A 14,296-nucleotide genomic window follows, 5' to 3' on the forward strand; every position below is an offset into this window, starting at 1 on the left:
TTCGGTGGAACCGATGAACTGGCAGCGCAGATCCGCGACGACGTGGCCCGTGTGCGTTGCTGGTTCAACGGCGCAGGCCAGGAACTTTGGACGTGGTCCGCAAACGAGTCGGATGGAATCTGCTGATCAACGTGTGGGTGGAAATTCGACGCAACGGCCGGGTCATAAGAACGGGCTTTGTGGAAGATGCGATGCCCGACTCCTCCGCGCTTTGGATTGCCGCGGACGCGAATGACCCCCGTCAATTGTTTGAAGCATCCGAGGGATTCGAGGTATGGGTCACACCTCAGTACGGCCCGCCGGCCTCCGCTACCGGCTGAACATGAATCACTTTGTCAACCCCCGGGTTTGATGGAGACATTTATAATATCCGGCCCAGCAGACCTCAACGTCTGCCGACATCTCCACGATCGTGGCTATGAGTTCGAGCAGTGTGCGCTCGTCGGTCTCCACCTGTTCCGACAGCAAGCAACGCCCCTGTGTAAACCGATCACGACGCAATGAAGAGCTCATTAGCCCGAGTCGATTCCTACCCAGAATGCCGGCATATTGAGTGCAATACACCGGCGAGCCTGGCTGCTGCCGCCACGAGTCGGAGAGCGACCCGGCGTCGACGGCGTCGAATCCCGAGGCATTCACTAAGGTGGCGGAATCCACCGCATTCCAGGCCTTGATAATGGAGCGCCCCAGCCGTTCAGACACCCATTCGCTCTCGGGTTGCCCGTTCTCGATGGCCTCGATCCTGCCATCCCGATTGGGTAGTAGTTGGAGGTGTCGCTGACCACGGTCTCCGATGGCACGGTGGAAATCAGTCCTGGTGCACACCGCAGTTCACGGCAATCTTGGAGGTCGCTGAGCGCAGCTTCGCCGAGGTCGGCATCGGGGGATCCTTGAACGTCGCCAAGGACGCCGGGTTCGCACAAGTACGCTCTACCGGCACTTTCCGAGCGTGGCCGCGCTGGAGCGCTGGTGGCAGCGGTACGATTTTCACCGGTGAGTAGTTCTTTTGAATCGTCAGCGAAGGCAATCGAGAACGTATTGGGCGTGGACTTCCATCTCATCACCCACCGCGCTCTGCCTCTGCCGACAAAGCCTCCCCATGACGCACTCGGGGAGCTCCCCGGTTCTCTGCAAAGCGTTATGTTCTGCATTACAAGACTGATGAACCGGTAACCGGGTTGGCTATCGGCCTTGAGGAGCCCGCAATCCTACATCGGCTTGCGCAAACAACTTCCTGCTCGACGTTCACAGGTGCATTCCTTCTCTACACCCTGGCCCAGTGGATCAGAGCTCGGTTTACGACGTCGGGCGGTCGGCGTTTGAGGATACGCAGTGCCTCCATGCCGCCGTCCCCACCGGTTCTAGGGCGGGGGCAGAAGTTCCCGCGCGTCGGGGTGGCAGCAGGCCCGCTTCGGGAGAGTCGGTGCCGGGCCTGTTTGGGACCACACTGGCAGCGGGGCACTGCCGTTTTGGCGTGCGTTTGCGTCCATTGAGCGGAACCCCGTAACGCCGGCGGTCTCTCCTTGGATCGCGCCTCACCCTTGCTGGCAACATCAACAACACTCTTGCCGAACTCCGCCCCGTAAGCCGGGGGGGCATGGTCAACATCCTTCTACGCCCCAAGGTCGCCAGGTCAGGGAGTCAACAAACCTGGGAAGTCCCTTCTTTCTGGGAACTAAGCCGACGCCCTCTGGTGTCAGGTTTGGGGGTGCCCCAACACAGAGGTCCGGGCCTTTCCGCAGAAGTTTCGCTACGGGTCCAGTTGCCCACGGGGCCGGGTTCTCACAACGAAAGGCGCGAGTACTTTCGGATCCAATAGCGCGCCTGCCAGTTCTCGGGGGGAACAGTGCACGGCGGCGTGATTATTCAACAAACCTTTATGGCCTTACACCGCGAGGACGACAACGATGCCGAGGCCACCGAGGGCCACCCCGGCGAAAGCGGTCCACAGTACTGCGGTGATGTCGGCGTCGACGTTTTCACGGGCGATTCCACTGGAGCTTGCGCTGTAGTGTCGGCGTTGGGTGACGTAGATGGCCAGAGCAGCGCTCGAGGAAACGGCGAAGAGCAGCAGGATGGGAAGCCCGTGCGCCGGGAGCCAGCGCAGGAAGATGGCGCTGACGGTCACAAGTGCCATCATAGTCCGGCCCCAGGCGAGGCTGGTCCGCTCCGGCTGCAGGCCGGGATCACCATGCGGGCTGGCAGGACGGGAAGAAGGTCTCATGCGTCAGCGCCAAAGGATAAAGACCAGGACGACGGCGGCGGCCAGCGCGCCTGCCCCGGCGAGCAGAGGCACAATGAGCGGCAGCGGCAGCGGCACCCGATTGCGCATGCTGCGTTCCACATGGAGCCACCGCACTATTGCGCCGGCGCTGAGCAGCATGCCGAGCAGCAGCAGGACCACGGCCAGCCCTTTGCGGACCGGCTGCAGGAACAGGTCCGAGGTGAACGCCTCAATGGCGATCCCGCCGGCCAGGAGTGCAAGGGAAGTGCGGATCCACGCCAGGAAAGTGCGCTCATTGGCAAGTGTGAAGCGGGGATCAGGTTCGGTTCCGCCGGGGAGGAGCCATTCGGCGGCTTTCCCGCGCGGCGGAGGGACCGGGCTGGTCGACGGAGGCGGGTTGCTAGACATAGGCCGAGCCGATCGGCTTGCGACGAAACGGTGCCGGTATAGTCATAAAGTTTCCCAGCGGTGACTCATTACCCCTGTTCATGCTGATTTTCCACATTTGGGCTTGTCGAAGACGAGAAGGGAGGACAGGGGCATGCCAGGGGTGCCGCGATCCTGGTGACGATTGAAGCAGCGCAGCCAGGTCTTCCGCGCGGCGCTACTTTTTTGGTCGTTGGTCATATACTCACCGCCGATCTTTGCTAAGTACATAATTGATTGGAGTAGCCTCAGCCTGGCGGCATCTGCCACATAATCAGCGCGTTCGCGGACCGATCCGACGGGTCAGGGCCGCGCTTGTCAAAGGCAACCACAGGAGACGTACTCCTTTATGTCAGGGCCTCGTTAGTTTGGTTTTGTGACGTCGTTAACTAAGCATGCTTGGTAGCGGTTCGCTAACCTATTTAAATTACCACTAGTGTAGAAAATGGCCCGCAACCGGGAGCAATGATGATCACGAGGAGCGAACTTGTCCAATCACACTTACAGCATTTCTGAAATTGTCGGTACCTCAACCCAAGGGGTGGATGACGCCGTCCGCCATGGCATTGCCACGGCCTCGCAGACGCTCCGTAACCTCGACTGGTTCAAGGTCGAGGAGATAAGGGGCCACTTGGAAGAGGGTAAAGTTGCTAACTGGCAGGTAACCATCAAACTAGGTTTCCGCCTGGAAGAAAACTGATCTAAACGAACTGGCCCGCAGCGACCGGCCTCGGGTGCGTTGCGCTGGCTGTGGGCCGGTTCGCTAGCTGAGATCGATGGTGCGCGATTTAGGCATCAATGCAAGGGACTTTAAACTCCCCGGGCTGTCACTAGCGAGGTCGTGCCGTAACGGCAGGGAAGGGGACTGCCCCGGCTTTCGTTGAGTTGGGGTTTTAGGCCGCTGTGAGCGCGGTCCCGTTGATTGTTTCGTTTTCGAGCGGCGTAAGTTTTCCCAGTCGTCTTTTGCGTCGCCGGTGGTAGTAGATTCTTTCGATCCTGGTCGTGATGGCCAGCCTGAGGTCCTGCCGTGTGAGCCACTGCTGACGGCCCAGGACGTTCTTCTGCAGCAGCGAGAAGAACGATTCCATCGCGGCGTTGTCTGCGCACGCACCGACTCTGGCCATCGACCCCTGTGAGCCGGTGGTGCCGGAGTGATTCGACGAACCGGCGTGACCGGAACTGGGACCCGCGATCCAAGTGCACCACTTTCCCTTCCGGGCGGCGTGCCAACACAGCGTTCTCTAGTGCGGCGACGGCAAGGGAGGACTTCTACGCGCGTCCATTGAGTAGCCGACAATCCTTCAGGCCCCGTTTCTTAGAGAATACTGACCAGATGCGGTGGTCCCTGCACAAGCGCTGGACCGGTTCTCACCCGCCGTGATGCTCTTCTCCGGGTCCTCGGAATGGATGTCCAAGGCGGCGTTGACGAGGTGCGCATCGATCCAGTTTCGTTCGGTCACCGGCTTCGCCTTCCACCCGTAGTAGCCTTGCTTGCTGAAACCCAACACCCTGCAGGTCACCGCCACGGGAACACCATCGGCGGCAAGATCCGTGCCAGCGGGTAGGTCATTTTGGGTTGATGTCCCTTGCCAGATAGGCAGCTGCCCGGCGCAGAATCTCGTTCTCCTGCTCCAACAGGCGGTTGCGCTTCTTCGGCGCCCGCATCTCGGCCGACTCCGCAGCCGCCGGGCCGGCACCGGATTCCTTACGTTCGGCGATCGCAATTCAGCGCTTCAACGTCGTGACCGAAAGCCCGAAATCCCTTCGCAATCTGCGCCACCTGCGCCTCGCCCTTGCGGGCCACATCAATAACATCCTGGCGGCGCCCCATGAATCGTGGGCATGCTCAACACCCTTCCACGAGCACAGGCTCGCTAGGAGGCTGCTGAACAAGCGGTTGTGGGGCGGGCGGAAGGCCACCAATGGCCGTCTAGCGGCGTTTTCTGGTCAGCAACCTTAGGTGCGACAACGCGGCCTTCCACCGCAGATCGAAGGTCAAAGCCTCCGCGGTTTCCCGTCCGATAGACCCTGCAAGGCCTGCAGAACCAGCACCGACCCGATCATCGGCGCCGGAACCGAAGGCCTGCCCCGCCGCGACGGAAACAGATCCTCCATCGTCGAATCCGGAAACAACCGCCCCCGTTGTCTGGCCAGAAAAGCGAAGACGCTGCCCGGAGCCAACAACTCACCGGCCAGCGCCTCCACATCCAAAAACCCGCGTTGGGCGTCCTCGCGTCCCTGCTTGAGACCACTCCTAATCACCAGCCCCACCAGGCCAGCCGACGCGCCCGACCTGCCAATATTTCAGCAGCCTCCTAGGCTAGGTCAAGGAGCCGACAAAACCGGGGGCAGTCCCAGATCTGGGCTCTTGAAAGATCGCCGCCACAGCATGGTCTCTTCCCGTCTTGTTGAGGTCAGTGGATTGGACAACCAACCGAACATCAAAGTCGTTTGTCCGTCTGCGACCCAAGGTCCTCATGCCCGCTAAAAGGCACGGAGGATCTCTTCCACGCGGGTTTTGGCGTCGCCGAAGAGCATTTGGGAGTTGTCTCGGTAGAACAGCGGGTTTTGGACGCCTGCGTAGCCGGCGGCCATGGAGCGTTTGAACACGACGACGTTTTCGGCTTCCCAGACTTTGAGGACGGGCATGCCGGCGATGGGGCTGCCGGGGTCTTCGGCGGCGGCGGGGTTGACGGTGTCGTTCGCGCCGATGACCAGGACCACGGAGGTGTCTCCGAGGTCGTCGTTGATCTCGTCCATTTCCAGGACGATGTCGTACGGGACTTTGGCTTCGGCAAGGAGGACGTTCATGTGCCCGGGCAGGCGCCCGGCAACGGGGTGGATCCCGAACCGGACGTTCACACCCTTCTCACGGAGCTGGTGCGCCAGTTCAGCGACGGGGTACTGGGCTTGGGCGACGGCCATGCCGTAGCCGGGGGTGATGACGACACTGGAGGCGTTGATGAGCATTTCCGCTGTCGCCTCGGCCGTGATCTCGCGGTGCTCGCCGTGGTCAGTGTCCCCTTTGCTGGCGGGGGCGGCGATGCCGAACCCGCCGGCGATTACGGAGATGAAGGACCGGTTCATTGCCTTGCACATGATGTACGACAGGTACGCGCCCGAGGAGCCGACCAGGGCGCCGGTGATGATGAGCAGGTCATTGTTCAGCAGGAAGCCCGCCGCGGCGGCGGCCCAGCCTGAGTAGCTGTTGAGCATGGACACGACCACGGGCATGTCGCCGCCGCCGATGGAGGCGACCAGGTGCCAGCCCAGCCCCAGGGCCAGGATGGTGACGACGATGAGGAGCCAGAGCTGGGAGTCGTTGACGTACCAGACGGTCAGGGCGATGAACGCGGCCAGCGCCCCGATGTTGATCCCGTTTTTGCCCGGGAGCATCAGGGGTGAGGATTTCATCCGGGCTGAGAGTTTCAGGAACGCCACGATCGAGCCGGTGAAGGTCACCGCGCCGATGAACACGCCGATGAACACCTCGGCGTGGTGGATCGCCATCAGGTCCGCGGACAGGGCCGGGGCTTCGAGGTGTCCGTTCCAGCCCACGAGCACCGCGGCGAGGCCCACGAAGCTGTGCAGCAGGGCGATGAGCTCGGGCATGCCGGTCATTTCGACCACGCGGGCGCGCCAGAGTCCGATGGCCCCGCCGACGGCGACCGCGGCGACCAGCAGGCCCAGGCCGGTGAGGGCGTGGCCAGTGCCCCAGGCGTCCTGCAGGGTCAGCCAGATCGTGGCGGCGAGGGCGATGACCATGCCGGTGATGCCGTAGATGACCCCGGCGCGGGCTTTCTCGTGCTTGCTCAGCCCGGCGAGGCTGAGGATGAACAGCAGGGCCGCGACGATGTAGGCCGCCCCCGCGATGGAGTCGGCGGTCAACGGACCGGAGGCGGTGTCAGTCACGGTAAAGCTCCTCGTAAGTGTTGCTGCTGCTGTTTCGGCGACGGCGATCATGAACGGGCCTTCCCGGCCGAGAACATGGCGAGCATGCGCCGGGTGACAGCGAAGCCGCCGAAAATGTTGATGCTGGCGAGCAGGACCGCGACGGCGGCGAGGACCTGCATGATGATGTTCTCGGAGGTGACCTGCAGCAGGGCCCCGACGACGATGATTCCGGAGATCGCGTTCGTGACGGACATCAGCGGGGTGTGCAGGGCGTGGTGGACTTTCCCGATCACGTAGAAGCCGACCACCACCGAGAGCATGAGGACTGTGAAGTGCTGGGGCAACGGCGCCGGGGCGACCGTGTTGATCCCGAACAGCGCCGCGATCCCCGCGGCGAAGAGTCCTGCCTTGCCGGCCGGGCTGAGGCCCTGTTTCTTCTTCGGTGCCGTATTTTCGGCGGCCGTTCCGGCGTCGGTCTTCACTGTGGGTGCGGCGGAGACTTGGACCGGGGGTGGTGGCCAGGTCTTCTCGCCCTCGCGTACAACAGTCACGGACCGCTGGACAACGTCGTCGAAATCGATCCGCAGGGCCCCGTCCTTGTCCGGGGTGAGGAGCTTGAGCAGGTTCACCATGTTCGTCCCGTACAGCTGGGACGCTTGCGCCGGGAGCCGTGCCGGAAGATCCGTGTAGCCCAGGATCACGACGCCGTTGTCCGTCACGATCCGTTCCCCGGCGACGGAGCCTTCGACGTTTCCGCCCTGCCCGGCAGCCATGTCCACGATGACACTGCCGGACTTCATCGCTGCCACATCGTCTGCCGTGAGTAGCTTCGGAGCGGGCCGACCCGGGATCAGGGCCGTGGTGATGATGATGTCCACATCAGCGGCCTGCTCGGTGTAAATTTCGGCTGCGCGCCGGTTGTAGGCCTCCGAGGTCGCTTTGGCGTAGCCGTCGGAGGACTCCATTGCCTCCTCCACCTCAACCTTGAGGTAGGTCCCGCCAATGGACTTCACCTGATCCGCGACCTCGGGACGCGGATCCGTGGCGCGAACAATCGCCCCGAGGCTGCTCGCCGCTCCGATCGCAGCCAGCCCGGCGACGCCCGCCCCGGCTACCAGGACTTTCGCCGGAGGGACCTTGCCAGCCGCGGTGACCTGACCCGTGAAAAACCGGCCGAACTCGTGGGCCGCCTCAATGACCGCCCGGTAACCGGCAATGTTAGCCATCGAGCTCAGGACATCCATCGACTGCGCCCGCGAAATCCGCGGCACCGCATCCAAAGCCAACGCCGTGATCGGACGCGCCGCCAACGCCTCGACCAAATCCGGCCGCAGGCCCGGATTCAGCGAACCAATCAATGTGGCGCCCTTCGCCAGTCGATCAATCTCCTCCCCACTGGGGGGATTAATGCGCAGCACAAGGTCGCTGCCCCAGGCCTCATCGGCCCCAACAATCAGGGCGCCCGCTTCTGCGTACGCTTCATCACGGAAGGATGCCGCCTCACCAGCACCTTTCTCGACTACCACCTCGTAGCCCAACCCCAACAACTGCTTCACGGTGACAGGCGTCGCCGCCACCCTCGTCTCGCGGCCCAACTCGGCCACAATTCCAATACGTGTCACTATTTCTCTCTCTAATTAATGTCGGGGAAATGCTGATGCCTCAGCCGACGCAGTCAACGTCCCGGAGGGTTGGCCTGGAATTAAAGCCCGTGTCCCAGGACAGATTCCCCACCTAAAGTGCGCGCCAAGGGAGGTAGTTGTTGATGATCGTCGCATTGCATCCAATAATGGTATCGTATTCAGACCGGCCCGTGGTGGCGTGAATGTCTGGGTTGCTTCAGGCGCTGCGCAAGAGTGCTGTGCGACCAGGCGGCCCAGCTCTGATGCCAGGATGTGTTCACGCGGTGCACTCGTCATCGTCCAGGACACCAAATGCCCGAAAATCGTGGGGAGGCCCTTCTTCTTGCTCCTAGACGAAGCGCTGCCGGTGATGCTGGTCAACGCCAAGGCCGCAATGAACATCCGGGTCACAAAACGGGGTCGCCTGACACGGCCTGGCTCGCCCAGCTGGACGCACACGGGTTGCTTCGGGCCTCGTTCGTTCCGCCGGAACCGATCCGCGAACCGCGGGACCTGACCGGGCCCCTGGCCAGTGCTATTTGGGACGCTAGGGATGAGTTTCTCGACCGCAAAACCAAGTGGCTCGTCAATTCTGGCGCATCCGCGCATAGTGACGCGGGGGAGTGCCGATGCAAACCTCGCTGACCTCGTGCCGGGCGCAATGGTATTCAGCGCGAGGGAGGGGCCGGTTGACCTAGGCGACTGGCGCAACTGGTGGCGCTGGCAACCCGGAGCGATGTGGCGGCACCCGGCTGGCCCGGACTCGACGGTTGACGATAAACAGAACCATCGCTTCCCGTACGACAGTCGCGGCTGGGGCGGCACATCGCCCCTTGGTGCCTGCCCTGCAAACGCCTACGGTCTGGTCGACCTTATCGGCAATGCCTGGGAGTGGACGGGCGACTATTACATTCCGCGCCATATTCGGCCGTCAGACAAGCCGGTCGATGCGGGCAAGCGACAGAACCTCCTGGCCGCGGCGAGCGTCGACCAGACACAACCGCTAATGCCGCGACGCGTCCTGAAAGGTGGGTCCCAGTTGTGCTCACCCGACTACTGCTTGCGATTCCGTCCGGCCGCACGCTCACCGCAGGCGGAAGACACCGGCATGTCGCATGTCGGATTCCGTTGTGCGCAAGACGCTTGAGCCGGCCTTCTCTCAAAAGCCAGGATTCTGGAGGGCGGCCGAACATGTGTCCTTCGGGATCTCCAGGGTGGCTCGGTTCACCCGGGAATTCACCTCGTCCATGAACAATCCGTCAACGACGAGCCCGTCACCGTAGTCATACTGCAGCCACAGGCCTGGCTTCGGAAGTCCGGGGGCGGTGGACGCGCACGTTCCATGCACGGAATTTCGCCTTCAATTCCGCCAACGTGGTACTGGTCTTTCGCTCACACCCGGTGAACCCCAAGCCTGGAGCTTCTCATGCACGACCTCGCCGCGGATCTTCCCGCGGGAGTGCTCGACATGCTCCGGGTTCTCCAACAGACCCGGTTGCACCCGGTCCAGGCGGCCCTGGTGACAGCGAATTTCGGCCATACCCGCCAGGTCCCGCCGAACATGCCGGCCCGGTGGCCCTCGTCGCCGGGACAGCTCTCTGGCTTAAGGAAGCCGCTGCCGCGGGCACCGGAAAGATCGGCACAAAATGGAACGAGCTGTCACCCCCGCCAAGGTACGTGGCGCCAACGAGATCGACAAGGGCATGGGAGCAGCAGCGGTGCACCAGCGCTGCACCCACGAGGACCTGCTCTCCATTGTCAACGGAAGAGGCCACAGACCCAGCACCACCCACACCGTCACGGACCAGCGCCAATGGCTGAGCCAGAGCACCAGCGCCTGGGCCAACTTCGGCACACGCCCGACGGCGCCGACCATCAAACACGCTGCTGACGGCGATCTTGAGGGAGCCATCGATGAGCGCTGACACCATCCCCCGCCCCTGGCGACACCGCGGTCGAATGGTTGAGCAGTCTCTTACGCACTTGGTGACGGCCGGGGCTCGGCACTGAGTGTCACCTGAGGCAACTACATGGACACGCCACCGTCGATCGGCAGCACGACTCCAGTAATGTAAGCGGCCTCGTCTGAAGCGAGGAAGCCCACTCCGGAGGCGATCTCGTGTGGCTCCGCGAAGCGGTGGACTGGGATAAGCGCGGTGAGTTCCGCGAGCTTCGCGTCGGGAATGGATGAAATCATCCTTGTCTGCGCGTTGGGCGAGATCGCGTTGACTGTTATTCCGAAGTTGGCGAGCTCCTTCGCGGCCGTCTTAGTGAACCCGATGATGCCTGCTTTCGCTGCGGCATAGTTGGCCTGCCCAAAGTTGCCGTGCATTCCGGAATAGGAAGTCACGTTCACTATCCGTCCGAAGCCCTGTGCGCGCATCGGCGTAACGGCCGCGCGTGTGAGTCGGAAAGTGCCCGTGAGGTGCACATCCAGCACACTCTGCCAGTCTGCATCGGTCATCTTCCAGAGCACCCCATCGCGAAGGATCCCAGCGTTGTTGACCAAAATGTCGAGGGAGCCGGCCTCATCGACAACCTGGTCGATAACTTCACCTACCGAGGGGGAGGACACGTCAACGATGAGGGGACGCGCGCCGAGGCGTTCAGCGGCACTAACGGTCTCCTCAGGGTCGAAGTCGGCAATGTATACGGTGGCGCCACCCTCAGTGAAAAGTCGGGCGATTTCATACCCGATGCCGCGAGCGGCTCCAGTAACGACGGCTGTTCTACCTCGAAAATCGTATGAAAGGGTCACGTTTCTCTCCTCGTTGGATGGGGTTGCATCATTTCTCTAACAGTTGCATCAATCTGGAAGGACGCGCAACTTCGCGCGCGATTGGAACACTCACGAGCACGATTGGAACACTAACGAAATAGGAACTCTGGATTACCAGCGAGTATGTGGCTATGGATGTGTTCCAGCCGATCAACTGGCTGTTCAATGACCAGGAGCCGACCCTGCGCCAGACGGGTCGGCGTCCAACCGAAGGAATTCAGCGAGGTCCTACACGTCTTCGCGCAGTCGACGCTAGATGCGGTCACTTATGCTGGGCTGTGCGCGGCTTGTCGTCGACGTGGAGCAAACCGACGTCCTATAGGATGACAGATCTTTGGTTGACGCTCTGCCGGGGCTGTGATCCCAATCGCCGAGTCTTGGCCCTGGGCACTCAAAGCAAACGAGATGGCTAAACGGCTGACGCTTGATCTCGACCCGTTCGTTCTCCCAGGCTGGATTCGCCGGAGGCGGAGCCACAGGGTTAGGGGACGAGAAGGATCACCATATCGGTGACGCAGGCCGGCTTGTCTTGCCCTTCGATCTCCACCGTAACGCGGACCTGAAGGCGGTGCCCCTGAGTGGTCGGATCCAGGGCAGTGATTTCGACGCCCCCGCGAAGGCGGGAACCGACCGGCACAGGCGCGGGAAAGCGGGTTCGCTCTGCCCCGTAGTTGATCCGGGTTGTCGATTCACCAAAATCAACGACCTGTTCAATGAACGTTGATACGAGTGACAGCGTCAGGTATCCGTGGGCGATTGTAGATCCGAAAGGACTGGCTGCCGCGCGGACTGGATCGACGTGGATCCACTGATGATCTCCGGTCGCCTCGGCAAAATCATCAATTCGCTGCTGGGTAATGGTCGTCCAGGGTGAGAATCCAAGGTGTTCTCCGACGGCTCGACTGATCCAATCAATGGACGTAAAGCTCCGCCGTCCCACCACCGTCACGGCACAACCTCGAACAGTCCAGCTGCTCCCATGCCGCCGCCGACACACATTGTGATGACGACTAGCCGCGCCCCGCGGCGCCGTCCTTCCAGGAGTGCGTGCCCAACCATCCGCGCACCTGACATTCCGTACGGATGTCCGAAAGCGATCGCACCTCCATTTACGTTGAGACGTTCAGGGTCAATGCCGAGCTCGTCGCGGCAGTAAAGGGCCTGCGATGCGAAGGCCTCGTTCAGCTCCCAAAGGCCGATGTCATCGATTTGGAGTGAATGGCGTTCCAAGAGTCTTTTGACTGCCGGCACAGGCCCGATACCCATCTCCTCGGGACTGCATCCGGCGACTGCCATTCCCCTATATAGTCCCAGTGGCGTAAGCCCCCGACGCTCGGCTTCGGCAGCCTCCATCAGCACGGCAGCAGATGCCCCATCCGAAAGCTGACTGGAATTTCCGGCGGTCACGCTTGAAACGGCAGATGCCGTTCCATCCGATAGCACGGGCTTGAGGTTGGAGAGCGCCTCCGCGGTTGTGCCGGGACGGTTTCCCTCATCCTTTTCTAGAAGTACTGAGACGCGTTCCTCAGCACCCGTTGCTTTGTCCACCACAATTTTCGTTGTGGTGAAGGGGACGATCTCTTCGTCGAATCGACCGGATGCCTGAGCTGCTGCTGTGCGTTCTTGTGACATCAACGCGAAGGCATCCTGGGCCTCCCGGCTGACTCCATAGCGTTCTGCGACGATTTCGGCGGTGTGAAGCATTGGCAAGTAGATGCCGGGTACGTGCTCGCTCAGCCACTCATCGTGTGCTCGGTAGAAGTTCTGCTTGTCGTTCTGCACCAGTGAAATTGACTCGACGCCACCGCCGACGGCGATTTGCATGCCGTCTACAACGATCTGCTTCGCTGCTGTGGCAATCGCCATAAGCCCTGAGGCGCATTGTCGATCGAGGCTCATGCCGGCGACCGTCACGGGAAGGCCAGCGCGGAGTGCTGCTTGCCTTCCAATGTTCATCGAGGTTGTGCCCTCTTGCATGGCGGTTCCGAGGACGACATCTTCGACCTCATCACCCTCAATCTGTGCGCGTGCTACGGCTTCGCGGATGGCATGCCCGGCCAGCTCCTGCGCCGATGTGTCGTTGAACGCGCCTCGATAAGCTTTGCCTATCGGTGTTCGTGCTGTGCTGACGATTACTGCTTGTCTCATGCTGCGCCTTCCTTCTGTTCGGTTGGAGCCGACGGGGATTAGAGGATGATTTTGCAACGAATGATGATAAGTTGCACCGCAATTATGACACGGCCCCAACGATTCTGACCGTGATTGTGACCGGAAGCATAGAGTTTAGACGCTGGCATCAGCCTTGCTCGGACATGGCCATCAGGGGGAATTTGGTCCCGTGAGGCCGGTGCGGAGCCAGCAACAACCGAAGCGGGGGCGATTAATCCTGAAGGCAGCCCAACACCGCCGAGACAGCTGAGCGGACCTTTCCCGCATCGGGCTGCTCTCCGATAATGAGATCTGAGTACAGGAAGGATTCCATCACTCGCACAATCACATACGCGAGGTCGGGCGTCGGAAGTGAGTGCCTAAACCGATCAGCGGCTTCTTCTTCATTCAGAATCTGTTCAAAGAAAGTCACTATCTGGCGCTGAAGAGGGCTGACTTTTGTGCTGATGAGCCGGAGGGCGCGCTCCGGGTCGCGGTTAAGAAACGTACGGTAATACTCCGACGAGATGAGAATCTCTGCGTACAACTCCGCAGCCCGGACAATACGTTCCGCCCCCACCTCGTCAACAGCCTCCCGAATGTCACGAAACGTGGACGATGCGAGTGAGGTGAGAATGTCCGTCAGCAGTTGATCTCGGTTGCCGACCCAGCGGAACAATGTCGTGCGGTCGACCTCAAGCTGAGCCGCCAGGTGTCGCATGTCGATGCGCTCGCCTGCGATGAAGCTTTTTCGCGCCAGACGAAAGGCGCGTTCCGCGGAAGACGAGCGCCTTCGCTCTTTAGTTGCTTCGGACGCCATACGGCCATCCTATCTATCGCGCGGGCCTTGCGTCGGCGGCCAATGGCGCTACGGCCATGTGGGTAGCATGAACGGCGAAGCAGCTCGTGCTCATGAAGCGTTTTCGATACATGTTCCTTGAGTCTTGGATACGATACCATTAGTCTATGAATAAGATTCCACGGAGCGGGGCGGTGCGGACGTTGAAGTTCGTGTCGCATTCGTGGCGAGGGTGTTGGGTTTGCCCTACGGAAAGTCGACAGCGAGCGGAGGTTCTGTATGAATTCGGAGAATGAGGGCTTTGTGCCTGAGGAAGAGCGTGATTCGCTTCGCGAGAAGTATCGGCAGGAGCGGGATAAGCGGCTTCGTGCGGAAGGCACTGGGCAGTATGTGAAGCTTGACAC

Annotated in this window: 10 protein-coding genes and 3 pseudogenes; 3 read left to right on the forward strand and 10 right to left on the reverse strand. The window is 61.4% G+C overall.

Going from position 1 to position 14,296, the window contains the following annotated elements:
* Positions 1-1,885: 1,885 nt before the first annotated feature.
* Entirely contained in the window at positions 1,886-2,224 is a 339-nt protein-coding gene (locus tag BMX78_RS21950; RefSeq protein ID WP_091424558.1) for a DUF202 domain-containing protein, read from the reverse strand.
* A 3-nt stretch (positions 2,225-2,227) separates the two neighbouring features.
* Positions 2,228-2,632 carry a YidH family protein gene (locus BMX78_RS21955; protein WP_091424561.1) on the reverse strand — a complete coding sequence of 135 codons (405 nt, stop codon included), beginning with the start codon at positions 2,630-2,632 and terminating at the stop codon, positions 2,228-2,230.
* Positions 2,633-3,137: 505 nt separating this feature from the next.
* Between BMX78_RS21955 and BMX78_RS21960 the strand changes: the two genes are divergently transcribed.
* Complete coding sequence (locus tag BMX78_RS21960) at positions 3,138-3,350, forward strand: dodecin (RefSeq protein WP_091424563.1); 213 nt, start codon at positions 3,138-3,140, stop codon at positions 3,348-3,350.
* A 193-nt stretch (positions 3,351-3,543) separates the two neighbouring features.
* Here BMX78_RS21960 and BMX78_RS21965 read toward each other — a convergent pair.
* From BMX78_RS21965 to BMX78_RS21980, 4 genes and pseudogenes are all read right to left on the reverse strand, one after another.
* Positions 3,544-4,481 (reverse strand): annotated as a pseudogene (locus tag BMX78_RS21965) (DDE-type integrase/transposase/recombinase).
* A gap of 138 nt (positions 4,482-4,619) precedes the next feature.
* Positions 4,620-4,909, reverse strand: a pseudogene (locus BMX78_RS21970) (transposase family protein); the annotation flags it as partial.
* Positions 4,910-5,134: 225 nt separating this feature from the next.
* Positions 5,135-6,613 carry a Re/Si-specific NAD(P)(+) transhydrogenase subunit beta gene (pntB, locus tag BMX78_RS21975; RefSeq protein ID WP_286139222.1) on the reverse strand — a complete coding sequence of 493 codons (1,479 nt, stop codon included), beginning with the start codon at positions 6,611-6,613 and terminating at the stop codon, positions 5,135-5,137.
* Positions 6,610-8,166 (reverse strand): Re/Si-specific NAD(P)(+) transhydrogenase subunit alpha, encoded by a 1,557-nt coding sequence (locus tag BMX78_RS21980; RefSeq protein WP_091424569.1) that lies wholly within the window; start codon positions 8,164-8,166, stop codon positions 6,610-6,612. The genes pntB and BMX78_RS21980 overlap by 4 nt, the downstream gene beginning before the upstream one ends.
* Before the next feature lie 631 nt (positions 8,167-8,797).
* Here BMX78_RS21980 and BMX78_RS21985 point away from each other — a divergent pair.
* Positions 8,798-9,313 (forward strand): annotated as a pseudogene (locus tag BMX78_RS21985) (formylglycine-generating enzyme family protein); the annotation flags it as partial.
* Between the two features lie 499 nt (positions 9,314-9,812).
* Positions 9,813-10,091, forward strand: coding sequence for a hypothetical protein (locus BMX78_RS21995; protein ID WP_091424576.1), 279 nt, complete (start codon positions 9,813-9,815; stop codon positions 10,089-10,091).
* Between the two features lie 101 nt (positions 10,092-10,192).
* Here BMX78_RS21995 and BMX78_RS22000 read toward each other — a convergent pair whose 3' ends face one another.
* The 4 genes from BMX78_RS22000 to BMX78_RS22015 all read right to left on the reverse strand — a co-directional run bounded on the left by BMX78_RS22000 (position 10,193) and on the right by BMX78_RS22015 (position 13,913).
* On the reverse strand, positions 10,193-10,924 hold the full coding sequence (locus BMX78_RS22000; protein ID WP_091424579.1) for an SDR family oxidoreductase: 732 nt from the start codon (positions 10,922-10,924) through the stop codon (positions 10,193-10,195).
* A 502-nt stretch (positions 10,925-11,426) separates the two neighbouring features.
* Positions 11,427-11,894 carry a MaoC family dehydratase gene (locus BMX78_RS22005; RefSeq protein WP_353615461.1) on the reverse strand — a complete coding sequence of 156 codons (468 nt, stop codon included), beginning with the start codon at positions 11,892-11,894 and terminating at the stop codon, positions 11,427-11,429.
* A complete protein-coding gene (locus tag BMX78_RS22010) occupies positions 11,891-13,093 on the reverse strand; it encodes an acetyl-CoA C-acyltransferase (RefSeq protein ID WP_091424581.1) in 1,203 nt (400 codons plus the stop codon). The genes BMX78_RS22005 and BMX78_RS22010 overlap by 4 nt, the downstream gene beginning before the upstream one ends.
* Positions 13,094-13,325: 232 nt before the next feature.
* Positions 13,326-13,913: a QsdR family transcriptional regulator gene (locus BMX78_RS22015; protein ID WP_091424583.1), complete on the reverse strand. Its 588-nt coding sequence runs from the start codon at positions 13,911-13,913 to the stop codon at positions 13,326-13,328.
* Positions 13,914-14,296 lie beyond the last annotated feature (383 nt).

The sequence above is a fragment of the Arthrobacter sp. OV608 genome (assembly GCA_900110595.1).
Classification (GTDB): Bacteria; Actinomycetota; Actinomycetes; order Actinomycetales; family Micrococcaceae; genus Arthrobacter.